The 25,593-nt window shown below is 63.8% G+C and carries 26 protein-coding genes; 11 read left to right on the top strand and 15 right to left on the bottom strand.

What is annotated here, in order from left to right; all coding sequences use genetic code 11:
• Positions 1 to 253: 253 nt before the first annotated feature.
• Positions 254 to 1,453, bottom strand: coding sequence for a tyrosine--tRNA ligase (gene tyrS / locus OH705_RS08380; RefSeq protein WP_023629315.1), 1,200 nt, complete (start codon positions 1,451 to 1,453; stop codon positions 254 to 256).
• 213 nt (positions 1,454 to 1,666) lie between these two features.
• On the opposite strand from tyrS, the gene OH705_RS08385 reads away from it, so the two are divergent.
• A complete protein-coding gene (locus OH705_RS08385) occupies positions 1,667 to 3,082 on the top strand; it encodes a peptidoglycan DD-metalloendopeptidase family protein (protein WP_267301826.1) in 1,416 nt (471 codons plus the stop codon).
• 4 nt (positions 3,083 to 3,086) lie between these two features.
• A complete protein-coding gene (locus OH705_RS08390; protein ID WP_023629313.1) occupies positions 3,087 to 4,178 on the top strand; it encodes an anhydro-N-acetylmuramic acid kinase in 1,092 nt (363 codons plus the stop codon).
• Positions 4,179 to 4,224: 46 nt separating this feature from the next.
• Here OH705_RS08390 and erpA read toward each other — a convergent pair whose 3' ends face one another.
• Both erpA and argC read right to left on the bottom strand, forming a co-directional pair.
• Complete coding sequence (erpA, locus tag OH705_RS08395) at positions 4,225 to 4,575, bottom strand: iron-sulfur cluster insertion protein ErpA (RefSeq protein WP_023629312.1); 351 nt, start codon at positions 4,573 to 4,575, stop codon at positions 4,225 to 4,227.
• 145 nt (positions 4,576 to 4,720) lie between these two features.
• Complete coding sequence (gene argC, locus OH705_RS08400; protein ID WP_023629311.1) at positions 4,721 to 5,755, bottom strand: N-acetyl-gamma-glutamyl-phosphate reductase; 1,035 nt, start codon at positions 5,753 to 5,755, stop codon at positions 4,721 to 4,723.
• A gap of 140 nt (positions 5,756 to 5,895) precedes the next feature.
• Between argC and hemJ the strand changes: the two genes are divergently transcribed.
• From hemJ to OH705_RS08435, 7 genes are all read left to right on the top strand, one after another.
• Complete coding sequence (gene hemJ, locus OH705_RS08405; RefSeq protein ID WP_023629310.1) at positions 5,896 to 6,321, top strand: protoporphyrinogen oxidase HemJ; 426 nt, start codon at positions 5,896 to 5,898, stop codon at positions 6,319 to 6,321.
• 30 nt (positions 6,322 to 6,351) lie between these two features.
• Entirely contained in the window at positions 6,352 to 7,308 is a 957-nt protein-coding gene (locus OH705_RS08410) for an NAD(P)H-dependent flavin oxidoreductase (protein ID WP_094011452.1), read from the top strand.
• Between the two features lie 51 nt (positions 7,309 to 7,359).
• A complete protein-coding gene (locus OH705_RS08415) occupies positions 7,360 to 8,142 on the top strand; it encodes an SDR family NAD(P)-dependent oxidoreductase (protein ID WP_023629308.1) in 783 nt (260 codons plus the stop codon).
• A gap of 64 nt (positions 8,143 to 8,206) precedes the next feature.
• On the top strand, positions 8,207 to 8,545 hold the full coding sequence (locus OH705_RS08420) for a histidine triad nucleotide-binding protein (RefSeq protein ID WP_003255518.1): 339 nt from the start codon (positions 8,207 to 8,209) through the stop codon (positions 8,543 to 8,545).
• A gap of 66 nt (positions 8,546 to 8,611) precedes the next feature.
• Positions 8,612 to 9,259: a 2-polyprenyl-3-methyl-6-methoxy-1,4-benzoquinone monooxygenase gene (coq7, locus tag OH705_RS08425; RefSeq protein ID WP_023629307.1), complete on the top strand. Its 648-nt coding sequence runs from the start codon at positions 8,612 to 8,614 to the stop codon at positions 9,257 to 9,259.
• Positions 9,260 to 9,269: 10 nt separating this feature from the next.
• On the top strand, positions 9,270 to 10,307 hold the full coding sequence (locus OH705_RS08430) for a DUF2157 domain-containing protein (protein ID WP_267301831.1): 1,038 nt from the start codon (positions 9,270 to 9,272) through the stop codon (positions 10,305 to 10,307).
• A 2-nt stretch (positions 10,308 to 10,309) separates the two neighbouring features.
• Positions 10,310 to 10,735 carry a hypothetical protein gene (locus tag OH705_RS08435; RefSeq protein WP_267301832.1) on the top strand — a complete coding sequence of 142 codons (426 nt, stop codon included), beginning with the start codon at positions 10,310 to 10,312 and terminating at the stop codon, positions 10,733 to 10,735.
• A gap of 20 nt (positions 10,736 to 10,755) precedes the next feature.
• Here the strand turns inward: OH705_RS08435 and OH705_RS08440 are convergent, their stop codons facing one another.
• Complete coding sequence (locus OH705_RS08440) at positions 10,756 to 11,178, bottom strand: OsmC family protein (protein WP_023532673.1); 423 nt, start codon at positions 11,176 to 11,178, stop codon at positions 10,756 to 10,758.
• A 190-nt stretch (positions 11,179 to 11,368) separates the two neighbouring features.
• Here OH705_RS08440 and crp point away from each other — a divergent pair, with 190 nt between their 5' ends.
• Positions 11,369 to 12,013: a cAMP-activated global transcriptional regulator CRP gene (crp, locus tag OH705_RS08445; protein ID WP_267301833.1), complete on the top strand. Its 645-nt coding sequence runs from the start codon at positions 11,369 to 11,371 to the stop codon at positions 12,011 to 12,013.
• A gap of 138 nt (positions 12,014 to 12,151) precedes the next feature.
• Here crp and OH705_RS08450 read toward each other — a convergent pair whose 3' ends face one another.
• From OH705_RS08450 to OH705_RS08465, 4 genes are all read right to left on the bottom strand, one after another.
• The gene (locus OH705_RS08450; RefSeq protein WP_267301834.1) at positions 12,152 to 12,856 is read right to left on the bottom strand and encodes a lipoate--protein ligase family protein; all 705 of its coding nucleotides are present in this window, start codon (positions 12,854 to 12,856) and stop codon (positions 12,152 to 12,154) included.
• 129 nt (positions 12,857 to 12,985) lie between these two features.
• Positions 12,986 to 13,819: an indole-3-glycerol phosphate synthase TrpC gene (trpC, locus tag OH705_RS08455; protein WP_023629302.1), complete on the bottom strand. Its 834-nt coding sequence runs from the start codon at positions 13,817 to 13,819 to the stop codon at positions 12,986 to 12,988.
• Positions 13,816 to 14,865 (bottom strand): anthranilate phosphoribosyltransferase, encoded by a 1,050-nt coding sequence (trpD, locus tag OH705_RS08460; protein WP_094011456.1) that lies wholly within the window; start codon positions 14,863 to 14,865, stop codon positions 13,816 to 13,818. Before trpD ends, trpC begins: the two co-directional genes overlap by 4 nt.
• A 9-nt stretch (positions 14,866 to 14,874) precedes the next feature.
• Positions 14,875 to 15,468 (bottom strand): aminodeoxychorismate/anthranilate synthase component II, encoded by a 594-nt coding sequence (locus tag OH705_RS08465; RefSeq protein ID WP_023629300.1) that lies wholly within the window; start codon positions 15,466 to 15,468, stop codon positions 14,875 to 14,877.
• Between the two features lie 373 nt (positions 15,469 to 15,841).
• On the opposite strand from OH705_RS08465, the gene estP reads away from it, so the two are divergent.
• Positions 15,842 to 17,743: an esterase EstP gene (gene estP, locus OH705_RS08470; protein WP_094011457.1), complete on the top strand. Its 1,902-nt coding sequence runs from the start codon at positions 15,842 to 15,844 to the stop codon at positions 17,741 to 17,743.
• A gap of 32 nt (positions 17,744 to 17,775) precedes the next feature.
• Here the strand turns inward: estP and trpE are convergent, their stop codons facing one another.
• The 7 genes from trpE to OH705_RS08505 all read right to left on the bottom strand — a co-directional run bounded on the left by trpE (position 17,776) and on the right by OH705_RS08505 (position 25,413).
• Positions 17,776 to 19,257 (bottom strand): anthranilate synthase component I, encoded by a 1,482-nt coding sequence (trpE, locus tag OH705_RS08475; protein ID WP_094011458.1) that lies wholly within the window; start codon positions 19,255 to 19,257, stop codon positions 17,776 to 17,778.
• Between the two features lie 70 nt (positions 19,258 to 19,327).
• Positions 19,328 to 20,146 (bottom strand): phosphoglycolate phosphatase, encoded by an 819-nt coding sequence (locus tag OH705_RS08480; protein ID WP_094011459.1) that lies wholly within the window; start codon positions 20,144 to 20,146, stop codon positions 19,328 to 19,330.
• Positions 20,143 to 20,817, bottom strand: a complete 675-nt coding sequence (gene rpe / locus OH705_RS08485) for a ribulose-phosphate 3-epimerase (RefSeq protein ID WP_031315131.1) — start codon at positions 20,815 to 20,817, stop codon at positions 20,143 to 20,145. The genes OH705_RS08480 and rpe overlap by 4 nt, the downstream gene beginning before the upstream one ends.
• 195 nt (positions 20,818 to 21,012) lie before the next feature.
• Positions 21,013 to 21,840 (bottom strand): ABC transporter permease, encoded by an 828-nt coding sequence (locus OH705_RS08490; RefSeq protein ID WP_023630658.1) that lies wholly within the window; start codon positions 21,838 to 21,840, stop codon positions 21,013 to 21,015.
• A gap of 11 nt (positions 21,841 to 21,851) precedes the next feature.
• Positions 21,852 to 23,099 (bottom strand): ABC transporter permease, encoded by a 1,248-nt coding sequence (locus OH705_RS08495; RefSeq protein ID WP_094011460.1) that lies wholly within the window; start codon positions 23,097 to 23,099, stop codon positions 21,852 to 21,854.
• A gap of 126 nt (positions 23,100 to 23,225) precedes the next feature.
• A complete protein-coding gene (locus tag OH705_RS08500; RefSeq protein WP_023630660.1) occupies positions 23,226 to 24,260 on the bottom strand; it encodes an ABC transporter substrate-binding protein in 1,035 nt (344 codons plus the stop codon).
• A 40-nt stretch (positions 24,261 to 24,300) separates the two neighbouring features.
• A complete protein-coding gene (locus OH705_RS08505; protein WP_046857370.1) occupies positions 24,301 to 25,413 on the bottom strand; it encodes an ABC transporter ATP-binding protein in 1,113 nt (370 codons plus the stop codon).
• Positions 25,414 to 25,593 lie beyond the last annotated feature (180 nt).

Here is a 25,593-nt window from a genome sequence, read left to right on the forward strand (position 1 = left end):
GCACCTCCGCAACCCTCTTGATCGATCAACTCATTGATATTCAAGGAGTTTTTCGTTCCGATGTCGCTGGAAGTGGGGCGCATTATAAGGGGATCTGAAAGCCCGTCAACCGTTAATTTCATAAAAATCAAAAAGATCGCACCAGGTGCTCGCCGACGCCCTACCATCCTGACACCTATAGTAAGCAGCGCTAAAACAAAAGCGGGGAGGCCTACCGGCCTCCCCGCTTCTATATAGCTACACCTGCAGGCAATCACTCAGCCTTGAGGGTAACCCGAGCAAACGCCTTCTTGCCCGCCTGGCACACGTGGGTCGCGCCGAGCACAAACATGAAGTCACGGTCGATCACCTCACCATCCACCTTGACCGCGCCAGCGCCGAGCAGATCCCGCGCCTGCGCCGAGTTCTTCACCAGGCCAGCCCGGTTCAGCACGGCGGCGATAGGCAGATTTTCAGCAGCGGCCACTTCGATCTCCGGCAGGTCTTCTGGCAGCTCGCCTTCCTTCATGCGGTTACCCGCAGCACGGTGCGCATTGGCCGCGGCCTCTTCACCATGGAAACGCGCCACGATTTCCTCGGCCAGCTTGATCTTGATGTCACGCGGGTTGGCACCGTTCTCGACATCCGCCCGGAACTGATCGATCTCTTCCATCGAACGGAAGCTCAGCAGCTCGAAGTAACGCCACATCAAGGTATCGGGAATCGACACAAGCTTGCTATACATCACCCCAGGGGCTTCCTGGATGCCGACATAATTGCCCAGCGACTTGGACATCTTCTTCACGCCATCCAGCCCTTCAAGCAGCGGCATGGTGACGATGCTCTGCGCCTCCTGGCCATAGGCGCGCTGCAGCTCGCGCCCCATCAGCAGGTTGAACTTCTGGTCGGTGCCACCCAGCTCGACATCGGCCTTCAAGGCGACGGAGTCGTAACCCTGGACCAGCGGATAGAGAAACTCATGGATCGCGATTGGCTGGTTGGTGGTGTAGCGCTTGTCGAAGTCATCGCGCTCGAGCATGCGCGCCACGGTGTACTGCGAGGCCAGACGAATAAAGTCGGCAGGCGTGAGCGTGTCCATCCAGGTGGAGTTGAACGCCACCTCGGTCTTCGCCGGGTCGAGAATCTTGAAGACCTGCTGCTTGTAGGTCTCGGCGTTGTCCAGCACCTGCTCGCGGGTCAGTGGCGGGCGAGTAGCGCTCTTGCCGCTGGGGTCGCCGATCATGCCGGTGAAGTCGCCGATCAGGAAGATGACCTGGTGGCCCAACTCCTGGAACTGACGCAGCTTGTTGATCAGCACCGTGTGCCCCAGGTGCAGGTCGGGCGCGGTTGGGTCGAAGCCCGCCTTGATGCGCAGCGGCTGGCCGCGCTTGAGCTTCTCCACCAGTTCCGACTCGACCAATACCTCTTCCGCACCGCGCTTGATAAGCGCCAGCTGCTCTTCAACCGACTTCATAGACAGACCCGCAACGCTAGGATTCAAGGGGAGCCAACCATACAAGATCGGCCATCAAATACAAGTTTCGCAACGGATTGTGACCCGAACGGCGCACCGCAACGTCTATGCGCCCTTGCGTGAGAATGGATTTGGTTATATTTTATACAGTTATTTCATCTTCATCATGTCATTCATCTTTTCCATTTCACCTTTTTCAAAGTCACCTTACCTATGACCAACGAAACGCCTAAAGCGCCCCCGCTTTATCCGAAAAGCCATCTGTTGGCCGCCAGCGGCATCGCCGCCCTTCTCAGTCTGGCTTTGCTGGTATTCCCGTCCAGCGAAGTGGAAGCCAAGAAAACCACCCTCAGCCTGGAGCTGGAAAGCCCGGCCGAACAGCTCAAGGACGAGTCCCGCGGCGCCCCGCTGGTACAGGCCGAGCAGAACAGCGACTCGCCCTTCGCCCAGATCGAAGGTGCAGAACCCGAAACGGCCAAGGCGGAACCCGCTCCAGCCCCTGCGGCCAAACCGGAGGACAAGGCCCCGGGTCACCGCGAAGTGGTCGTCAGCCGCGGCGATACGCTCTCGACCTTGTTCAACAAGGTCGGCCTGCCTGCCAACGTCGTTCACGACGTGCTGGCCAGCAACAAGCAGGCCAAGCAGTTCAGCCAGCTCAAGCATGGCCAGGTGCTGCAATTCGAGCTGGACAAGGACGGTCAGCTGGCAAGCCTGCACAGCAAGGTCAGCAACCTCGAGACCATCCGCCTGAACCGCACCGACAAGGGCTTCGCCTTCGAGCGCGAGGTCAGCAAGCCGGTGGTGCGCACTACCTACGCCCATGGCGTGATCAAGAGCTCGCTGTCCGCCTCCGCCCAGCGCGCCGGCCTGTCCCACAGCATGACCATGGACATGGCGCGTATCCTCGGCTACGACATCGATTTCGCCCAGGACATCCGCCCGGGCGACGAATTCGACGTGGTCTACGAGCAGAAGATGATGGACGGCAAGGTGGTCGGCACCGGCAACATCCTCTCCGCCCGCTTCACCAACCGCGGCAAGACCTACACCGCCGTGCGCTACAGCAACAAGCAGGGCAACACCAACTACTACACCGCCGACGGCAACAGCCTGCGCAAGGCGTTCATCCGCACCCCGGTGGATTTCGCCCGCATCAGCTCGCGGTTCTCCGCCGGCCGCAAGCACCCGATCCTCAACAAGATCCGCGCGCACAAGGGCGTGGACTACGCCGCGCCACGCGGCACGCCGATCAAGGCTGCAGGCGATGGTCGCATCGAGCTCGCCGGCCGCCGTGGCGGCTACGGTAACACCGTGATCATCGCCCACGGCAATTCTTACAAGACGCTCTATGGCCACATGCAGGGCTTCGCCAAGGGCATCAAGACCGGCTCCAGCGTCAAGCAGGGGCAGATCATCGGGTACATCGGCACCACCGGCCTTTCGACCGGTCCGCACCTGCACTACGAGTTCCAGGTCAATGGCGTGCACGTCGACCCACTGAGCCAGAAGGTGCCGATGGCCGATCCGATCGCCAAGGCCGAGCGCCAGCGCTTCAACCAGCAGAGCCAGCCCCTGATCGCCCGCATGGATCAGGAAAAGGCCACTCTGCTCGCAGCCAACAAGCGCTGAGCCCATGGCGCTCTACCTGGGGGTGATGTCCGGCACCAGCCTCGATGGCCTGGACATCGCCCTGATCGAGCAAGACGAGCAGCTGCGGCTGCTCGCCACCCACTACATCCCCATGCCCGTCGACCTGCGCCAGGACCTGCTCGGCCTCTGCGCCAGCGGCCCCGATGAGATCGCGCGTGCCGCCCTGGCAGAGAATCGCTGGGCCACGCTGGCCGCCCAAGGCATCAACAACTTGCTGAACGCTCAAGGGCTGGCACCCGAGGCCATTCGCGCCATCGGCAGCCACGGCCAGACCGTTCGCCATGAACCGGCTCGCGGCTTCACCGTGCAGATCGGCAACCCGGCCCTGCTGGCCGAGCTCACCGGCATCTGCGTAGTGGGCGACTTCCGCCGCCGCGACGTGGCGGCAGGCGGCCAGGGCGCCCCCCTGGTACCGGCATTTCACGAAGCCTTGTTCGGCCATCTTGGCCACAACCTGGCGATCCTCAACGTAGGCGGCTTCAGCAACCTCAGCCTGATCGAGCGGGATCAACCGGTACATGGTTTCGACTGCGGGCCGGGCAATGTGTTGCTGGATGCCTGGATCGAGCGCAAGCAAGGCCAGGCCTTTGATGCCAACGGCGCCTGGGCGGCCAGCGGCTGCGTGCAGAACGATCTGTTGAAGGCGCTGCTGAGCGATCCGTTCTTCGCTGGCAGCGGCCCGAAGAGCACCGGGCGCGAGGTATTCAACCTGCCGTGGCTGGATGCCCACCTGGCCCGGCTACCCGCTTATCGCGACGAAGACGTCCAAGCCACGCTGCTGGAGCTGACGGCCCACACCATCATCGACTCGCTACGCCAGGCTCAGTCAGGGACTGAAGCCCTGCTGGTCTGCGGTGGTGGCGCCCGCAACGGCGTCCTGATGGCTCGCCTGGCCGCCCTGCTGCCTGGGGCAAAGGTTGCCAGCACCGCCGCGCATGGCGTGGACCCCGACTGGGTAGAGGCCATGGCCTTCGCCTGGCTGGCCCACTGTTGCCTGGAAGGCATTCCCGCCAATCGGCCGAGTGTGACCGCCGCCATAGGCCTGCGCATCCTCGGCGCGATCTACCCCGCCTGAATGCAAAACGCCGCGCAAATGCGCGGCGTTTTTATGCCCGACCCGATCAGATCGAGAACGACGAACCGCAACCGCAGGTGGTGGTGGCGTTCGGATTCTTGATCACGAAGCGCGAGCCTTCCAGGCCCTCCTGGTAATCCACCTCGGCGCCGGCCAGGTACTGGTAGCTCATCGGGTCGACGACCAGCGCGACGCCTTCGCGCTCGACGATGGTGTCGTCATCGGCCACGTCCTCATCGAAGGTGAAGCCGTACTGGAAGCCCGAGCAACCGCCGCCGGTCACGAACACACGCAGCTTCAGCCGGTCGTTGCCCTCTTCGCTGACCAAGGTCTTCACCTTGTGCGCAGCCCCGGGGGTGAACTCCAAAGCCGTGGGGGTGAAGGATTCGACGCTCATGTTGATTCTCCCGGCGCAGTGCCGCCATAAAACTCGATGGGGCGTATTATCCGCTTGTCCGAGAAAATCGGTCAAGAATTGTGCGGCTTTAGTCGGCCCCACGAAAAAGGCCCGCACACGGCGGGACTTGGCAACGTACGCTGGCTTACGGCAGCAGGCCCGCGTGGGACAGGCCCATGCGTTCATCCAGGCCGAACAGGATGTTGAGGTTCTGCACCGCCTGGCCTGACGCGCCCTTGACCAGGTTATCGATCACCGACAGCACCACCACCAGGTCACCGCCCTGCGGCCGGTGCACGGCGATGCGGCAGACGTTGGCACCGCGCACGCTGCGGGTTTCCGGGTGGCTGCCGGCGGGCATCACGTCGACGAACGGTTCATTGGCATAGCGCTTCTCGAACAGCGCCTGCAGGTCGACAGAAGTGTCGGCGACCGTCGCATAGAGCGTGGCATGGATGCCGCGGATCATCGGCGTCAGGTGCGGCACGAAGGTCAGGCCGATGTCCTTGCCGGCTGCCTGGCGCAGGCCCTGGCTGATCTCCGGCAGGTGACGATGCCCCTTGACCGCGTAGGCCTTCATGCTTTCCCCAGCCTCGCAGAACAGCGAACCTACCGCAGCGCCACGCCCGGCGCCACTGACGCCCGACTTGCAGTCGGCGATCAGGCGCGACGGATCGGCCAGGCCAGCCTCCAGAAGGGGCAGGAAGCCGAGCTGGGTGGCGGTCGGGTAGCAACCCGGCACTGCGATCAGCTGCGCCTGGCGGATCTTCTCGCGATTCACCTCGGGCAAGCCGTAGACCGCATCCTTGAGCAGTTCTGGTGCACCATGGGGCTGGCCGTACCACTTGCCCCACTCGACAGCGTCCTGCAGGCGGAAGTCGGCGGACAGGTCGATGACCTTGGTCCCGGCGGCCAGCAGCTCACCGGCCAAGGCGTGGGCGACACCGTGGGGCGTGGCGAAGAACACCACATCGCAGGCCGCCAGGGTCTTGCTGTCCGGAACGCTGAACGCCAGGCCGTCGTAGTGGCCCCGCAGGTTCGGATACATGTCGGCAACCGCCACGCCCGCCTCGGAGCGCGAAGTGATGACCGCCACTTCGGCCTGTGGATGCTGCGCCAGCAGACGCAGCAGTTCGACACCGGTGTAACCCGTGCCGCCGACGATACCGACCTTGATCATGACGCTTGCCCCTTATCAACGAGACCACTGGAAAGCGCACGATAATAGGGGGCCAAGGCGCCTGTAACAACTCTTGGGATGACCCTTCGGCCCCTTGGCCTCTACTATCTGACGACCGTGAAAACCTGAAGGAACTCCCCATGCTCTATCTATGGATCAAGGCGCTGCATATCGTCAGCGTGGTCTGCTGGTTCGCCGGCCTGTTCTACCTGCCACGGCTGTTCGTCTATCACGCCCAAAGCCAGGACAGCATCAGCCTCGAGCGCTTCGTCACCATGGAGCGCAAGCTGTACCGGGGCATCATGAACCCGGCGATGATCGCCACCTATGTGTTCGGCGGCTGGATGCTGTACCTGAACCCCGGCTGGCTGAGCCAGGGCTGGCTGCACGCCAAGCTCACCCTGGTCGCGCTGCTCACCGTCTACCATCACATGTGCGGCGCCCAGCGCAAACGCTTCGCCGCCGGCACCAACACCCGCAGCCACGTTTACTACCGCTGGTTCAACGAAGCACCGGTACTGATGCTGCTGGGCGTCGTAATCCTCGTGGTGGTCAAACCGTTCTGACGATATCCACCCGCCTACAGGAGTTTCGCCATGTCCCTGCCCGCCTCGCTCGCAAAACACCTGCGCTTGCCTCTGGTCGCGGCGCCGATGTTCCTGATCTCCAACCCCCGGCTTGTGCTGGCCTGCTGCGCCAATGGCGTGGTGGGCAGCTTCCCGGCCCTGAACCAGCGTGACAGTGCAGGGTTCAAGGCCTGGCTGGAGGAGATCGAAGCAGGGCTGGCCGAACTGCAGGCACCCGCTGCCTATGCGGTCAATCTCATCGTGCATCCGAGCAACCCGCGTCTACAGGCCGACCTCGCACTGTGCGTCGAGCATCGGGTCCCCATCGTCATCACCAGCCTTGGCGCGGTGAAGGAGGTGGTCGACGCGGTGCACGGCTATGGCGGCCTGGTGTTCCATGACGTGACCACCCGCCGCCACGCCGAAAAGGCCGCAGAGGCAGGTGTCGACGGGCTGATTGCCGTGGCGGCCGGCGCCGGGGGCCATGCCGGCACCTGGAGCCCGTTCGCCCTGGTTGCGGAGATCCGCCAGTTCTTCGACAAGACCCTGCTGCTGGCGGGCTGCCTCAACCATGGCCACGAACTGCTGGCCGCACAATTGCTGGGGGCGGACCTGGGCTACATGGGCACACGCTTCATCGCCACCCGCGAGAGCCAGGCCCAGGACGCCTACAAACAGATGATCCTGGGCGCGGGTGCGGCCGATATCGTGCATACCCCGGCGGTGTCCGGCATCCCCGCCAGCTTCCTGCGCCAGAGCCTCGAACAGGCCGGTTACGACCTGGCCGCGCTCAAGAGCAACCACGAGGCCGGTAAGCTCAAGCCGCTGGACGAGGAAGCCAAGGCCTGGAAGACGGTATGGTCGGCCGGCCAGGGTGTCGGCGAAATCCATGACCTGCCCACTGCCGGTGACCTGATCGCGCGCTTGCAGGACGAATACCGAGCGGCCCTCGAACGCAGCCAGCAGCTGCGCAGCAACGCCTTGTAGCAAAACGGCCACGCTGTACACTAGGCGCCCCTTTCGCCCCAGGAGCCTTGCATGACCCGTTACGCCATGATCACTGGTGCTTCCAGCGGCCTGGGCCTGGCCCTGGCGGAGGCTCTGGCGCGGCGCGGGCGCAACCTGATCCTGGTGGCACGCCAGCGTGAAACGCTGGAGCCGGTGGCCATCGAACTCACCCAACGCTTTGGCGTGGAAGTGCTGTTCCGTGCCTGCGACCTCAGCCAACCCTTGCGCCTTTCGGGCTTCGTGCTCGAGCTGGAGGAAGGCGAGCGGCGTATCGACCTTCTGGTCAACTGCGCGGGGCAGCGCACCTACGGGCCATTCCTGGCGCATGAATGGGCCGATGAGCAGGACCTGCTCGAGGTCAACATCCTCGCGCTCAGTCGCCTGTGCCATGCCATCGGCAACCTGATGGCGATCCAGGGTGGCGGGCAGATCCTCAATGTCGCGGGACTTGCCGGCGTCGCCCCCGGGCCGTGGATGGCCGCCTACGCGGCCAGCAAGGCCTATGTGCTGAGTTTTTCCGAGGCATTGCGCGAAGAGCTGAAACGCACCGGGATCAAGGTGTCGGTGCTGTGCCCGGGACCGGTGCGCTCAGCCAGACGTCGCATTCCCCGGCTGGAAGGCAACACCCGCTGCCTGAGCCCCGAGGAAATCGCCTTGTATGCGGTGCGCGCCCTGGACAAGAACCGCGCCCTGATCCTGCCCGGCAGGCGCAACCGCTGGCTGGCCTTCGCCCCACGCCTGCTACCGCGCTGGTTGGCGCGCAAGCTGGCCGGCGTTATCCATCGGCGCTACTGCCCGGTCGGCATGGAATAGCCACTGGGCGAGCAGCGTCGGGCTCAGTACACTCAGCCCCGACACTCACCATGGAGCACGTGCTGTGGACGATCTATTCCTCAAAATCATCAACCGGGAAATCCCGGCGGATATCATCTACGAAGATGACCAGATCCTGGCCTTCAAGGACATTGCCCCAGCGGCACCTGTGCATTTTCTGGTCATTCCGAAAAAACACATCCGCACCCTCAACGACCTGACCGAAGAGGACAAGGCCCTGGCCGGCCATATCCTGTTCACCGCCCAGCGCCTGGCCGTCGAGCAGGGCTGCGAGGAAGGCTTCCGCGTGGTCATGAACTGCAACCCGAAAGGCGGCCAGACCGTCTACCACATCCACATGCACGTGCTTGGCCAGCGCCAGATGAACTGGCCACCTGGCTGATCCAAGGCAAGCCCGCCCAAGGGGATTGAGGTAGACTGTCGGGCATCACTTCAGCGGAGGTGCCCGATGGCTACCGAACGTCACTACTCGCCGCTCGACCGCTTGTTGCTGCAGGCCGATACTGCCATGCGCACCTTGCTGCCCTTCAGCGGCCAACCCGCCCGCCCCTCGCCGGCCATCGTCCAGCCGGACGCCGAGCTCGATGAGCAGCAGTCCCGCCATATCGCCGGCCTGATGCGCATCAACCACACCGGCGAAGTCTGTGCCCAGGCGCTGTACCAGGGCCAAGCCCTGACCGCCAAGCTGCCCCAGGTACGCAAGGCCATGGAGCATGCGGCCGAAGAAGAAATCGACCACCTGGCCTGGTGCGAGCAGCGTATTCGCCAGCTCAACAGCCACCCCAGCGTGCTCAACCCGGTATTCTACGGCCTGTCGTTCGGCATCGGCGCCCTCGCCGGGCTGGTCAGCGACAAGGTCAGCCTGGGCTTCGTCGCCGCCACCGAGCATCAGGTGTGCAAGCACCTGGACGAGCACCTTGAGCAGATCCCCGAGAACGACGGCAAGTCCCGCGCCATCCTCGAACAGATGCGCGTAGACGAGGAACACCATGCCGAGTCCGCGCTGGAAGCCGGCGGCTACCGCTTCCCCGCGCCCGTGCGATTTGGCATGAGCCTGCTGGCCAAGGTCATGACCAAGAGCACCTACCGAATCTGAGACGTGCACCATGGAACGTTTCGACGCCAGGGACCTGGCACGCGCCGTAAGCGCCGGCGTGCTGCACCCGGGGCAGGACCAGGCCTTGCTGGCCTTCCTGCGCCAGCAGCCGGAAAGCCGCGCCAGCTTCCAGCTGGCCCATGTGGCGTTCTACTTCGGCGCACTGTTGATCATGGGTGCCATGGGCTGGTTGCTCACCGAGGCCTGGATGCGTATAGGCGACGGTGCACTGCTGGCCATCGCCCTGCTCTACATCGCCGGAATCACCCTGTTCGCCCTGTCGCTGCAACGACGCAACCAGCCTGTCGCCGCCGGCGTGCTGGCCGCCGTGGCGGTCAGCATCGTGCCGCTGGCGGTGTTCGCTATCGAGCGCCTGGCAGGCTGGTGGCCGCTGGACGACGCCCAGGGCGACTACCACCAGTACTACACCTACGTGCAGGGTGGCTGGTTGGCGATGGAGGCAGCGACGGTACTGGCTGGACTGCTGATGCTGCGCCTGATTCCCTTCCCTTTCATCGTCATGCCGATCGCGGTGGCCCTGTGGTTCATGTCCATGGACCTGAGCGAGTGGTTCCATGGCGACCTGTTCAGCTGGGAGCAACGGCGCACGGTCTCTCTGTGGTTCGGCCTGGGCCTGCTGCTGGTATTTCTGGTGATCGACGGACGCACCCGCCGGGACTATGCCTTCTGGGGCTATCTCGCCGGCCTGGCGGCGTTCTGGGGCGGGCTGACGCTGACGGACAGCGGCAGCGAGTGGGGCAAGGCGCTGTACTGCCTGATCAACCTGGGACTGATGTGCCTGGCCGTCCTGCTGCGCCGCCCCGTGTTCATGGTGTTCGGAGCGATGGGGGTGGCGGCCTATCTGGGCTATCTGTCCTACGAGGTGTTCGCCGACTCCCTGCTGTTCCCGGTCATACTGACCTTGATCGGCCTCGGCGTGATCGGTCTCGGCATGCTGTACCAGAAGCGACGTGAGGCATTGAGCGAGCAGCTTCGGGCACAGCTACCCGAACGCCTGTTGCAACTGCTGCCGGCATTGCGTCGCTGAACATGGGACGATCGCTCACCCGGCTGCTGCAGGGCCTTGGCCTGATCCCGGTCGCCTATCTGTTCGTTTGTCTGATGGTCGCCAGTGTCGGGCACAGCACTTTCAGCCTGGAACTGCCGACGCTTACCGACCCTGACAGCAACAGCACCGCTGAGCTGATGCTCGGCACACTGCCCGCGCAATTGCTGTTCCTGCTGCTCAGCGTGTTTTTAGCCAGCCGCCAACTGCTGAGCGGCACGTTCGTGCTCGCTGGCACGCTGGCTGCGTGGCTGCAGTGCCAGGTGTTTGCCGAACACTTCGGCACCACCTGGAGCAGCAGCGAAATCCTCATCCTGCTCGGGGTGAATACGCCCTGGCTGGTGCTTGCGCTGATCCCGGGGCTCGCGTTGCTGCTAGGTGTCGAACGCCTGCACAAGCAAAGCGCCTGACCGGCAGGCGCTGCCTTCGATCAACCGAGTTCGACGATTTCGTAACCGTGGGTGATCTCCACACCGGCACGCTCGAGCATGATCGACGCCGAGCAGTACTTCTCGGCCGACAGTTCCACTGCGCGCTTGACCTGCGCCTCTTTCAGCCCTCGCCCTTTGACCACGAAGTTCATGTGGATCTTGGTGAACACCTTGGGGTCTTCACCGGCGCGCTCGGCTTCGAGGAAGGCTTCGCAGCTTTCCACGGCCTGGCGGGATTTCTTGAGGATGCTGACCACGTCGAAGCTGCTGCAGCCACCCAGGCCAAGCAGGAGCATTTCCATCGGGCGCACGCCCAGGTTGCGGCCTCCGGCTTCGGGCGGGCCGTCCATGACCACGACGTGGCCACTCCCCGACTCGCCAAGGAACATCGCTTCACCGGCCCACTGGATGCGTGCCTTCATCTATCCGGACTCCCGATCTCGTAAAAGGGTGTCAGCTTAGACCTTGCGAGGCTGTCGGAAAAGCTCAAGCCGCGTCGCTTTTGTGCCGATTCAAGTTGAAGCGTCTGATAAGCTGGCGCCAAATGACTGGCGCGTACTGCCAGGCAGCCTCTATAAAAAGTCAATGCGTCGCATCGAACAGGATTTCGTGATGGTCTCCTCAGCCCTGCCACCCAAGATCAAGAACATCGACAAGCTGCTGGCCCACTGCCAACGCCGCCGCTACGCCGCCAAGAGCAACATCATCTGCGCCGGTGACCGGGCCGAGACCTTGTCGTTCATCATCAAGGGTTCGGTGACCATCCTGATCGAGGACGACGACGGCCACGAGATGATCATCGCCTACCTCAACAGCGGTGACTTCTTCGGCGAGCTGGGGCTGTTCGAACCGGTCGGCCAGGAACATCAGCGCAGCGCCTGGGTCCGCGCCAAGACCGAGTGCGAAGTGGCCGAGATCAGTTACGATAAGTTTCGGGAGCTGGCGCGTCTGGAGCCGGACATCCTCTATGCCCTGGGTAGCCAGATGGCCCAGCGCCTGCGCAACACCACGCGCAAGGTTGGCGACCTGGCGTTCTTCGACGTCACCGGCCGCGTCGCCCGCTGCCTGCTCGACCTGTGCAAGCAGCCTGATGCCATGACCCACCCCGATGGCATGCAGATCAAGATCACCCGCCAGGAGATCGGTCGTATCGTCGGTTGTTCACGGGAGATGGTCGGCCGCGTCCTCAAGGACCTCGAGGAACGCAGCCTGGTGCAGGTCAAGGGTAAGACCATGGTGGTCTACGGCACCCGCTAGGCTCTGTACGTAATGTATCTGCACTCGCCCATACTGCGTTGAAACGGGGCTCGGAATGCTCATGTACTCCAGTACATTCCGCTTCCTCCCCCCGTTTCGCCTTGTCTGGCCTTCGCGCAGACAAATTTCGTACAGACCCTAGTCCGTAGGTAGCGCCGCGAGCACTTGCGCATAGGCCTGGTTCAGACGCTCGAACCACGGCGCGGCGGGCGCCACTTCGTGCAGGGCGATATGGCTGTCGGCGCGGCAGCGCTGCTCCAGTTCGCAGCATTCATTGAAGCGATTGACCGCCGCCACCATCGATTCGCGTTCGTTGTCCAGCAGCAACGCTCCATGTACCAGCACCACCGGGCGCTTGCCGCCCAGGCCCTGGCGCCAGCGCTGGGCCGTGCCGACCAGCTTGCGGCCATTGAGATTGACGTTGTAGCGGCCATCACAGAAGGCGCCGTCGATCTCGCCCACCGAGGCGACTCCGCCCCATTCGCGCAAGACATCGCACAGCGGCAGGCACAGACGCTCGTAGGCGTTCTCGATGCGGCCATGGTCGCCTTCGCTGCGCGGCGCAGCATAGACCAGTGCCACGTTCACGGCTGCATGGGATTGCGGCACAGGCTCGCCGCCGGTTTCGCGCAGCAGCACCGGCCAACCGGCAATCGCAAGTTCCGCACAGGCGGCCTCGAAGTTGTCCAGGCGGCTCATGCGTCGGGGCATGACCAGGGCATGGTCGGTCGGGCGCCAGAACAGCACGCCGGATTCGCGTTCGCCGCGGCAGACGGCGGCCAGCAGGTCCTGTTCGGCGTGCAGACCCTGTTCGACGGTAAGGGCCAGGGGTTGATCGGTCATTGATCCACCTTTGATGTGATGTTCACCGCCCTCATCGCGGGGCAAGCCCGCTCCCACGTTGGGACGGTGCCCCGCGATAAAGCTCTCGAATACAAAAAAGCCGGCAAACGATGCCGGCTCTCTGTTCGATCAGTCCAGTTGCTGAACGGTCTTCTTCACCTGTTCGGGGAAGAACAACCGCTGCAGCTCCAACCCTGGCTGCTCCGCGCGCATGAACGCCTCGCCGACCAGGAAGGAATATACCTCGTTGATTTCCATCAGCTCGACATCGGCCCGGTTGAGGATGCCGCTTTCGGTAATCGCCAGACGGTCACGCGGGATGCGCGGCAGCAGGTCGAGGGTGGTCTCCAGGCTGACCTCGAAGGTGTGCAGGTTACGGTTGTTGACCCCGACCAGCGGTGTGTCGAGGGTCTTCAGCGCACGCTCCAGTTCATCGCCGTCATGCACTTCGACCAGCACGTCGAGGCCGACGTCCTTGGCCGTGGCCGCCAACTCGGCCATCTTCACGTCGTCCAGCGCCGACACAATCAACAGCACGCAGTCGGCACCCAGGGCGCGGGCCTCGACGATCTGATAAGGATCGACCATGAAGTCCTTGCGGATCACCGGCAGCGAAACGGCGGCACGCGCCTGCTGCAGGTAGATGTCAGCGCCCTGGAAGTAGTCCACGTCGGTCAGCACCGACAGACAGGTCGCGCCACCCTTCTCGTAGCTGACGGCAATTTCCGCCGGCACGAAGTTTTCGCGGATCACGCCCTTGCTCGGCGAAGCCTTCTTGATTTCGGCGATGACCGCCGGCTGCTTGCGCCTGGCCTGCTCGATCAGGGCATTGGCAAAGCCACGCGGGGCATCGGCCACCTTGGCCAGGCGCTCGAGCTCGCCCAGGCTGACCCGCGCGCTGCGCTCGGCCACTTCCTGGAACTTGCGGGCGATGATCCTTTCCAGCACCGTCGGTACACTCATGCTTCGTTCTCCACCTTGAATACCGCGGTAAAGGCGCCCAGTTCCTGGAGTTTTTCCCAGGCCAAGCCGGTGTGCAGGACATCGTGAGCCAGCTCGACACCCTGGGCCAGGGTCATCGCGTGATCAGCGGCATACAGCGCCGCGCCAGCGTTGAGCACGATCATCTCGGCGGCCTTCTGGCCGTTCTCGGTCTTGCGTCGGCCCAGGGCATCGCGGATCAGTTCCAGCGAGGCCTGCGGGCCCTCGACCGCCAGGCCATGGAGGCTCTGGCTTTTCATGCCGAGGTCTTCCGGCTCGACCCAATACTCGGTGATCTGGCCGTTCTTCAGTTCAGCGACAAAGGTTGGCGCAGCCAGGCTGAACTCGTCCAGGCCATCCTTGGAGTGCACCACCAGCACATGCTTGCTGCCCATGCGCTGCAGCACTTCGGCCAATGGGCGGCACAGGGCCTGGGTGAAGACGCCGACCACCTGGTGCTTCACACCGGCCGGATTCGTAAGCGGGCCGAGCATGTTGAACAAGGTACGCAGCCCCAGCTCGCGACGCGGGCCGGCGGCGTGCTTCATCGCGGTATGGTGGGTCTGGGCGAACATGAAGCCGATGCCGAGGCTGTCTATGCAGCGGGCCACCTGCACCGGGGTCAGGTTCAGGTAGATGCCGGCGGCTTCCAGCAGGTCGGCGCTGCCGCTCTTGCCGGAAACGGCGCGGTTGCCGTGCTTGGCCACCGTGCAGCCCGCAGCCGCCAGCACGAAGGCCGAGGCGGTGGACACGTTGAAGATGTTGGCGCCGTCGCCGCCGGTGCCGACGATGTCGACCACGCCGTCGAGGGTCTTGAGCTCGACCTTGTCGGCCAGCTCACGCATCACCGACACCGCGCCGACGATCTCGTCGATGCTCTCGCTCTTCATGCGCATGCCCATGAGGAAGGCGCCGATCTGCGCCTCGGTGCACTGGCCGGTCATGATCTGGCGCATGACGTCGCGCATTTCCTCTGTGGACAGGTCCAGGTGGCCGACAATGCGGCTCAAAGCGGTCTTGATTTCCATGATCGGTCCTTAACGGCGTCCGCCGGTCTGCTTGAGGAAGTTGGCGAACAGCTCGTGTCCCTGCTCGGTGAGGATGGATTCCGGGTGGAACTGTACCCCCTCCACGTTCAGGGTTTTATGACGCAGGCCCATGATCTCGTCGACGGAGCCGTCTTCATGCGCGGTCCAGGCGGTCACTTCCAGGCAGTCGGGCAACGTGTCGCGCTTGACCACCAAGGAGTGGTAGCGGGTCACGGTGAGCGGGTTGTTCAGGCCCGAGAACACACCCAGGTCGCGGTGGAACACCGGGCTGGTCTTGCCGTGCATCACCTGGCGGGCACGCACCACGTCACCGCCATAGGCCTGGCCGATGGACTGGTGACCCAGGCACACGCCGAGGATCGGCAGCTTGCCGGCAAAATGCAGGATGGCCTCGATGGACACACCCGCTTCGCTCGGCGTGCAGGGGCCCGGGGAGACGACGATGCGTTCGGGGTTCAGGGCTTCGATCTGGGCGATGGTCATTTCGTCATTGCGAATGACCTTGACCTCGGCACCGAGCTCGCCGAGGTACTGCACGACGTTGTAGGTGAAGGAGTCGTAATTGTCGATCATCAGTAACATCTGGAACGAACCTCTTGAATACTGACTTTTGATTCGAGCCTTCCCTGCTGCCGTGGGCGCGGGAAAATTCCGCGGTGGGCGGCGGTTAAAGCGAAGGGAAGGCAAACAGGAGCGGGCCGGGCATGCCGGCAAGAGATAAAGTCAGGCGCGCCAACGCCAACGGGCGACGGCCTTGATAACGCGCATCAAGAGTTTGCTGACGATCAACACGGGGTAGGTCTCGTTCATACGTCAGGGCACAGTAGCCTACCGGGGCGACGGGCGCAATACGCCCGTAAACACTGGGAAACCAATGCGATGGTGGGCGAAGACCGGCGATTTGCTAAGGTCATGCGGCTTGCTTCGATAAAAACAACGAAAAGGATATTCATGCATGCGCAAGACTCCCTTCCTGTACTCCGCCCTCGGCATCCTCGCCCTGGCTTGCAGCCAGGCGATGGCCGGCCCCTCCCCTTATTCATCGCTCATCGTCTTTGGCGACAGCCTCAGTGATGCCGGGCAGTTTCCCGACCTGACCGGCGGCACGCCAGGCATGCGTTTCACCAACCGCGATGCCGATGGCAACTACGCGCCCGTCTCGCCGATGATCCTGGGGGGCAGGTTGGGCTTTTCGGGAACTGCCCTGGGACCATCGACATCACTCACCAACCAGTTGCAAGGCACGCCCGACGGCAACAACTGGGCCGTGGGCGGCTACACCACCCAGCAGATCCTCGACTCGATCACCGACACCTCGAAAGCCGTCATCCCGCCCGGGCGCCCTGGCGCGGGGGTGGTCCTGCGCGAGCGTGACGGTTACCTGGCCAACGGCCTGCGCGCCGACCCCAATGCCCTGTACTACCTGACCGGTGGCGGCAACGACTTCCTCCAAGGCCTGGTCAACAGCCCCGCGACCGCAGCCGCAGCAGGTGCCCGCCTGGCGGCCAGCGCCCAGGCGCTGCAACAGGGCGGCGCGCGTTACATCATGGTCTGGCTGCTGCCAGACCTGGGACAGACACCGAACTTCAGCGGCACCCCCCAGCAAGGACCGCTGTCGCAGCTGTCCGGCGTGTTCAACCAGTCATTGGTCAGCCAGCTGGGGCAGATCAACGCCGAGATCATTCCGCTCAACATCCCAACCCTGCTGCAAGAGGCCCTCACCAGCCCCGCCCAGTTCGGCCTGGCCGCCGACCAGAACCTGGTCGGCACCTGCTACAGCGGCGACGGCTGCGTGGGCAACCCGGTCTACGGGCTGAACGGTACTACCCCGGACCCGACCCGGCTGCTGTTCAACGACTCGGTACACCCGACCATCGCCGGCCAGCAGCTGATCGCCGACTATGCCTATTCGATCCTGGCCGCGCCGTGGGAACTGACCCTGCTCCCGGAAATCGCCCACGCCAGTATCCGCGCCCACCAGGATGAACTGCGCAACCAGTGGCAAACACCCTGGCAGGCCGTCGGTCAATGGCAGGCCTTCGTCGCCACCGGCGGCCAGGACCTGGACTTCGGCAGCCAGCGCAGCGCCGCCAGTGGTGACGGGCGCGGTTACAACCTGACCCTCGGCGGCAGCTACCGGCTCGACGACGCCTGGCGCGTGGGGCTGGCGGCCGGCGTGTACCGGCAAAAACTCGAGGCGGGCCAGGATGACTCGGACTACAAGCTCGACAGCTACCTGGCCAGCGCCTTCGCCCAGTACCGCCAGGATCGCTGGTGGGCCGATGCGGCATTGACCGCCGGTCACCTGGATTACCGCGACCTCAAGCGCACCTTCGCCCTGGGTGTGAACGACCGCAGCGAGAAAGGCGACACCGATGGCGAGGCCTGGGCCGTCACCGGCCGGGTGGGCTACAACCTGGCGCCCGAGAGCAGCCACTGGCAACTGGCGCCGTTCATCAGTGCCGACTACGCGCGGGTCAAGGTCGATGGCTACGACGAGAAGAGCGGCCGCTCCACAGCGCTCGGTTTCGACGACCAGGAACGTACGTCACGCCGGCTCGGAGCCGGCCTGCTGGGTAGCGTGCAAGTGCTGCCGACGACAAAGCTGTTCGCCGAGGTGGCCCGCGAGCATGAGTTCGAGGATGACCAGCAGGACCTGCGCATGCATCTGACCAGCCTGCCGGCAAACGACTTCACCCTCACCGGCTATACACCACACAGCAACCTGACGCGGGCCAGCCTGGGGGTGAGCCATGAACTGGTGCCGGGATTGAACCTGCGGGGGAACTACAACTGGCGCAAGAGTGATGAGTTGCGCCAGCAGGGAGTGAGCGTGGCATTGAGCCTGGACTTCTGATTTGTCGGGGCCGCGTTGCGGCCCCGATCAATCTACTTGGAGCAGCTCTGCTCGGCCAGCGCCACCGCACGGAACATCGCCCGGCGCTTGTTGATGGTCTCTTCCCACTCCAGCGCCGGCACCGAGTCGGCGACAATGCCGCCACCGGCCTGCACATGCAGTTCGCCGTCCTTGATCACCGCAGTGCGGATGGCGATGGCGGTATCCATGTTGCCATTCCAGGCAAAATAGCCCACCGCGCCACCGTAGACACCGCGCTTGACCGGTTCGAGCTCATCGATGATTTCCATCGCGCGGATCTTCGGCGCACCCGACAGGGTGCCGGCCGGCAGGATCGCCCGCAGTGCGTCCATGGCGGTCAGGCCTTCCCGCAGCTGACCAGTGACGTTGGACACGATATGCATGACGTTCGAGTAACGCTCGATCACCATCTTCTCGGTCAGGCGCACACTGCCGGTGGACGATACACGGCCCACGTCGTTGCGCCCGAGGTCGATCAGCATCAGGTGCTCGGCGATTTCCTTGTCGTCCGACAGCAGGTCGTCTTCCAGGGCCCGGTCGGCTTCTTCGGTGGCGCCACGCGGGCGGGTACCGGCGATCGGGCGCACGGTCACCAGGTTGTCTTCGACCCGCACCAGCACTTCCGGCGAGCTGCCGACCACATGGAAGTCGCCGAAATTGAAGAAGTACATGTACGGCGTCGGGTTGAAGCAACGCAGCGCCCGGTAAAGGTCGATGGGCGCGGCCTTGAAGTCGATGGACATGCGCTGGGACGGCACCACCTGCATGCAGTCGCCGGCCAGGATGTATTCCTTGATCCGGCCCACCGCACTTTCGTAGTCGTCACGGGTGTAGCTGGAGCGGAACTCGGGCTCGGCCGCCTGCGGCCCGCTCAAGTCCAGGCCGCGCCGCGGGGTGATCGGCTGGCGGAGGGTGTCCAGCAAACCTTGCAGGCGGGCCTGGCCCTGCTCGAACGCTTGTTCTTCGGCCGGATCGACCAGCACGATCGCGTGCATCTTGCCGGCCAGGTTGTCGAACACCACCACCGCGTCGGAGACCATCAGCAGGATATCCGGCACGCCAAGCGGATCGGGGTTCGGGCTGGCACCCAGGCGTTTTTCCACATAGCGCACGCAGTCGTAGCCGAAGTAACCGACCAGGCCACCATTGAAGCGCGGCAAGCCTGGGATGTCAGCGACCTTGTAACGGTCCTTGAACGCCTCGACGAAAGCCAGCGGGTCTTCGACGTCGTGGCTTTCGACCTCGACGCCATCCTGCAGGATGCTCACATGGTAGCCATGCACACGCATGACGGTGCGCGACGGCAAGCCGATCATCGAGTAGCGGCCCCACTTCTCGCCACCTTGCACGGACTCGAGCAGGTAGGAGTTGGGCTGGTCAGCCAGTTTCAGGTAGATCGACAGCGGCGTGTCGAAGTCAGCCAGGGTTTCGCAGGCCAGGGGGATGCGGTTGTAGCCGGCAGCGGCCAGGCGCAGGAATTCTTCGCGGGTCATGTGTAGCCTCGGGGCAAGCAGCAATGGGGTCGGGCAAACGGATGTACCGGCAGGCGCCGGCGGGCGGGAGTCAGGCGCGCCAGCGCCAGCGGGCCAGGGCCTTGATGACTTTCATCCAGAATTTGCCAGTAACCACCACGTCGTTGTCTCTGCTTTGCGGGGCTTGAAGGTCCGCCAACGTTATCCCAGTGTCGGTGACTAAGCAACCGGGCAGCAGCAGGCGCAGGTCGCTGAGCACCAGGCTGGGCGACTCCTCGTCGATGGGGCGGCCATGATTGTAGCCATAGCTCAGGCCGACGCACTGCACCCCCGCGGCCTTGGCGGCCAGCACGTCGCTGCGTGAATCGCCGACGAACAGCGCCTGCTCGGCGCTGACGCCGGCCATTTTCATGACAAACAGCAGCGCCGCAGGGTCGGGCTTCTTCTGTGGCAGGGTGTCGCCGCCGATGATCCAGCGGAAGTAGCGCCCGATCTTCATCTGGTCGAGCAAAGGGGCAACGAAGCGCTCGGGCTTGTTGGTGATCAGCGCCATTTCCACACCCTGCTTGCGCAACCAGCGCAGGGTGTCGCGCACACCGGGGTAGACCACGGTGAGTTCATGATTGTCGGCATAGGCCTCCATGAACAGCGCCAGCGCGCGCTCGGCCAGTTCGTCGTCCACTGCGGCGTGGTCGATACCACCGGCCAGCGCCCGGCGCACCAGCACCTGGGCACCGTTACCGACCCAGTGGCGCACGGCCTCAAGGCCTGCAGGCGGTCGCCCGAGTTCGAGCAGCGTTTGGTCGACGGCTGCGGCCAGGTCGGGTACCGAATCGATCAGGGTGCCATCCAGATCGAACATCACCAGCCTGGGCAGTGTCCCCGGGAACAGCTGCTCGAAGCCGCTCATGCGCGTGCCAGCGCCATTTCAGCACGCATCTTGTCGATGACTTCCTTGTAGTCCGGGGCATTGAAGATCGCCGAGCCGGCGACGAAGGTGTCAGCGCCGGCGGCGGTGATCTCGCGGATGTTGTTGACGTTCACGCCACCGTCGATCTCCAGGCGGATGTCACGACCGCTGGCGTCGATCAGGGCACGGGCTTCGCGCAGCTTGTCGAGGGTGCCGGGGATGAACTTCTGGCCGCCGAAACCCGGGTTGACGCTCATCAGCAGGACCATGTCGATCTTGTCCATCACGTACTTCAACGCATCCAGGCTGGTGGCCGGATTGAACACCAGGCCAGCCTTGCAGCCGCCGTCCTTGATCAGTTGCAGCGAGCGGTCGATGTGCTGCGAGGCTTCCGGGTGGAAGGTGATGTAGGTGGCGCCGGCCTCGATGAAGTCACCGATGATGCGGTCGACCGGGCTAACCATCAGGTGCACGTCGATGGGTGCGGTCACGCCGTACTTGCGCAGGGCGCTGCAGACCATCGGACCGATGGTCAGGTTGGGCACGTAGTGGTTGTCCATGACATCGAAGTGGACGATGTCGGCCCCGGCGGCCAGGACCTTGTCGACGTCCTCGCCCAGGCGGGCGAAGTCGGCGGACAGAATGGAGGGGGCAATAGCGTAGGGCTGCATGGCGCACCTGTTGGGCAGAATCACGGTGGCGCGCATTGTAACTCAGGGAAGCGAATCGGGGCTGATTGGTATCAACGCCGGCGCAGCAGATGGTCGAACGGATGGCGCGGGAGCGGGTTTGCCCCGCGATTGCGATCGCGAATTCGGTATGCCATCGCGGGGCAAGCCCGCTCCTACGTCACCCGCGCCGAAGATTCAACCTGGCTGCTGGGTCCTCAGTTTTTCACTGCGCCCACGCAGCCACTCCAGGGTCAGCAGCAGGATCACCGAGAAGGCGATCAACAAGGTGGCCGCCGCCGCGATGGTCGGGCTCAGGTTCTCGCGGATGCCGCTGAACATCTGCCGTGGCAGGGTCGCCTGCTCGGGCCCGGCAAGGAACAGGGTCACCACCACCTCATCGAACGACGTGGCGAAGGCGAACAGCGCACCGGAGATCACCCCAGGGGCGATCAACGGCAAGGTCACCCGACGGAAGGCCAGTAGAGGCGAGGCCCCAAGGCTCGCCGCCGCCCGCACCAGGTTGTAGTTGAACCCCTGCAGCGTGGCCGACACGGTGATGATCACGAACGGCACACCCAGCACCGCATGCACCAGGATCAGCGAGGTGAAGCTGTTACCCATGCCCAACGGCGCGAAGAACAGGTAGCTGGCCACACCGATGATCACCACCGGCACCACCATCGGCGAGATCACCAGCGCCATCACCAGCGACTTGCCGGGGAAGTCGCCACGGGTCAGGCCGATGGCCGCCAGGGTGCCGAACACCATGGCCAGCAGCGTGGCTGCCGGGGCAACGATGATGCTGTTCTTCAGGGCGCGCATCCATTCGGCGGAGGCGAAGAAGTCCTGGTACCAGTGCAACGAAAAGCCTTGCAGGGGATAGACCAGGAAGCTTCCGCTGTTGAACGACAGCGGGATGATCACCAGCACCGGCAACACCAGGAACAGCAGGATCAGGCCGCACAGGATGCGCAGGCTGTAGAACCACACCCGCTCCACGGGCGACATGTAAGGGCTCAGCATGACAAGGCTCCTCAGCTCAGGCGCAGGCGGCTGGCGCCGACCAGCCAGCTATAGATCAGGTACAGCAGCACGGTGGCCAGCAGCAACAACCCGCCCAGGGCGGTGGCCATGCCCCAGTTGATGCTGGTGTTGGTGTAGAAGGCGACGAAGTAGCTGACCATCTGGTCGTTCGGGCTGCCCAGCAGCGCCGGGGTGATGTAGTAGCCGATGGCCAGGATGAACACCAGCAGGCAGCCGGCGCCGACACCGGCGTAGGTCTGCGGGAAGTACACCCGCCAGAAACTGGCGAACGGATGGCAGCCGAGGGAGATCGCCGCCCGCATGTAGCTGGGCGAGATGCCTTTCATCACGCTGTACAGCGGCAGGATCATGAACGGCAGCAGGATGTGCACCATGGAGATGTACACGCCGGTACGGTTGAACACCAGTTCCAGCGGCTGGTCGATGATGCCCACGGCCATCAGCGCACTGTTGATCAGCCCGCCTGACTGCAACAGCACGATCCATGCAGCCACCCGCACCAGGATGGAGGTCCAGAACGGCAGCAGCACCAGGATCATCAGCAGGTTGCTCTGCCGGGTCGGCAGGTTGGCCAGCAGGTAAGCCAGGGGATACGCCAGCACCAGGCAGATCACGGTGATCACCACCCCCATCCACAGGGTGCGAGCGAAGATGTCCAGGTAGATGGCCTGATCGGGGGTGGCCTTGGCCAATTCGCCCAGGTCGTCGATACGGTGGTCCAGCGCGGCCAGCAGGTAGAACGGCGTGACACTGCTGGTGTTGCGACGGATCGCCTGCCAGTAGGCAGGATCGCCCCAGCGCTCGTCGAGCGTCTGCAAGGCTTCTTTATAGGAGGCAGGCTCGGCCTTGAACGGCAGCGCCCGCGCGGTCTTGGCCAACAGGCTGCGGTAGCCGGCCAGCTCCATGTTCAGGCGCTTGGAAAGGTCGCCCAGGGTCTGGTTCTTGCGAGACTCGGCCAGGTCCTGGCTCAGGGCCTTGTAGACCTCCTCACCCGGCAGGCTCTTGCCATCCCACTGCGCCACTGCCTCGACGGTGCGCGGCAGGCCGGCGACGACCTCGGGGTTGCCGACGCTCTTGTACAACAGCGCCGCGATCGGCACCAGGAACACCAGCAGGAGAAACAGCGCCAGCGGCGCGATCAACGCCTGGGCCTTCCAGCGGTTGACCCGCTCGGCATGCTTGAGGCGCTGCTTGAGGCTTTTACCCGCGCCTTCGTTGAGGGGCACTGCAATGGCCATGGCGAACTCCGCGATACAGGCTGAAATTGGGGCTGCTGCGCAGCCCATCGCCGGCAAGCCGGCTCCCACAAGTACTGCACAGGTTTTATGGGAGCCGGCTTACCGGCGATGAAGGCTCCAGATGGTTTACTTCTTCGCCGCCCAGGCGTTGAAGCGTTGCTCCAGCTGTTCGCTGTTGTCGGCCCAGAAGGCCACGTCGATCTGCACCTGGTTGGCGATGTTCTCAGGGGTGGTCGGCATGTCCTTCTTCACCGCGTCGGCCAGCAGCGGGACGGCCTTGGAGTTGGCCGGGCCGTAGGCAATGTTCTCGGAGTAAGTCTTCTGCTGCTCGGGCTGGACGGTGTAGGCAATGAATTTCTTCGCCTCCTCCGCATCCTTGGCGCCTTTCGGGATGGCCCAGGCATCGAAGTCGTAGATGCCGCCGTTCCACACCACCTTGAGGTTGCTTTCCTTCTGCACCGCGGCGATACGACCGTTGTATGCCGAGCTCATGACCACGTCACCCGAGGCCAGGTACTGCGGCGGCTGGGCACCGGCTTCCCACCACTGGATGCTCGGCTTGAGTTCGTCGAGCTTCTTGAAGGCGCGGTCCTGGCCTTCCTTGGTGGCCAGCACCTTGTACACCTCTTTGGGTGCGACGCCGTCAGCCATCAGGGCGAATTCGAGGGTGTACTTGGCGCCCTTGCGCAGGCCGCGCTTGCCCGGGAATTTCTTGGTGTCCCAGAAATCGGCCCAACTGGCAGGCGCGCTCTTGAGTTTGTCGGCGTTGTAGGCCAGCACCGTGGACCAGACGAAGAAGCCCACGCCGCACGGCTGAATGGCCCCGGGCACGAAGTCGCCTTCATTACCGAACAGTGCGGGGTCAAGCTCTTCGAACATGCCTTCATCGCAACCCCGGGCCAACTCCGGCGACTCCACCTCGACCAGGTTCCAGCTGACGCTCTTGGTGTCGACCATGGCTTTGACCTTGGCCATCTCGCCGTTGTACTCCCCGGCGACAATCTTGCCCTTGCCCGCCTTTTCCCAAGGCTCGTAGAACGCCTTGGTCTGGGCCGCCTTGTTGGCGCCGCCGAAGGAAATCACGGTCAGGTCGGCCGCCATGGCCTGGCCGGCGGCGAACAGGCCAAGGGCCAGGGCGGTCAGTTTCAACTGCTTGCGCATTATTATTCTCTCCACAGTTCAGGGTTGGTGAAGCAAACCATCAATGGGCCTCGGCAATCGGATCGAGCGCGCGGGCGTGCTCCACCTCCCAGCCCAGCGGTACCACGTCGCCCACAGCCAGGGCCGGGTCGAGCTCGGCGATCGGCTGCTTGACGAAGAAATCGGCCTTGCCACAGACCTCCAGGCGTACCCGCACGTGGTCACCTAGGTAGATGAACTCGGCGACACGACCGGAGAAGCGGTTGACGCAGTTCTCGCTGTGGCCGTTCAAGCGTACCCGCTCGGGGCGGATCGACAGGGTCACCGGGTCACCGGCCTGGCCGACATTCACCGCCAGCGCATCGACCCGCTCGCCACGGGCCAGTTGCACCTGGCAACGATTACCGTCACTGGCCAGCAGGGTGCCGTTGATGCGGTTGTTCTCACCGATGAAGTTGGCGACGAAGGTGTTGCAAGGCTCTTCGTAAAGGGTGCGCGGGTCGGCGATCTGCTGGATCTCGCCCTGATGGAACACCGCCACCCGGTCGGACATGGTCAGCGCTTCGCCCTGGTCGTGGGTCACGTAGACCACGGTCACGCCCAGGCGCTGGTGGATGTGCTTGATCTCCATCTGCATGTGTTCACGCAGCTGTTTGTCGAGGGCGCCAAGCGGCTCGTCCATCAGCACCAGTTGCGGCTCGAACACCAGGGCGCGTGCCAGCGCCACGCGCTGCTGCTGGCCACCGGAAAGCTGGCCGGGATAGCGTTTGGCGAAGGCATCAAGCTGAACCATGCCGAGCACGCGCTTGACCCGCTCGCTGACGTCTGTCTTGCTGAGGTTGCGCACCGTCAGCGGGAAGGCCAGGTTCTCGGCCACGGTCATGTGCGGGAACAGTGCGTAGTTCTGGAACACCATGCCGATATCGCGCTTGTGCGGCGGCACATTGTTGATCGAGCGCCCGGCCAGCTGGATCTCACCGGCGGTGGGGGTCTCGAAACCTGCCAGCATCATCAGGCTGGTTGTCTTGCCCGAACCGGAAGGGCCGAGCAGGGTCAGGAACTCGCCCTTGCGGATGTCCAGGTTGAGGTCCTTGACGATCAGCGATTCGCCGTCGTAGCTCTTCTGCACACCTCGGAAGCTGACCAGCGTCTCGTTCGAATTCGCCTCGCTCATGCCCTGCACCTTCTTGTTGGAATGACTGCGTAGGCAAAAGCGTAGAAGACGCGTAAAGCCCCGGAAATCGGGGGCGCTGAGAGAATGCCATCATCCGGATGGAAGACTTGTTGTAGGGATCGCCCTACAAGGATGGCGTTTTCAGGTAACTCGAGCTTTGCAGAAGCGGCTTTAGCCGCT

It is taken from the genome of Pseudomonas sp. BJa3 (assembly GCF_026343815.1).
Taxonomy (GTDB): domain Bacteria; phylum Pseudomonadota; class Gammaproteobacteria; order Pseudomonadales; family Pseudomonadaceae; genus Aquipseudomonas; species Aquipseudomonas soli.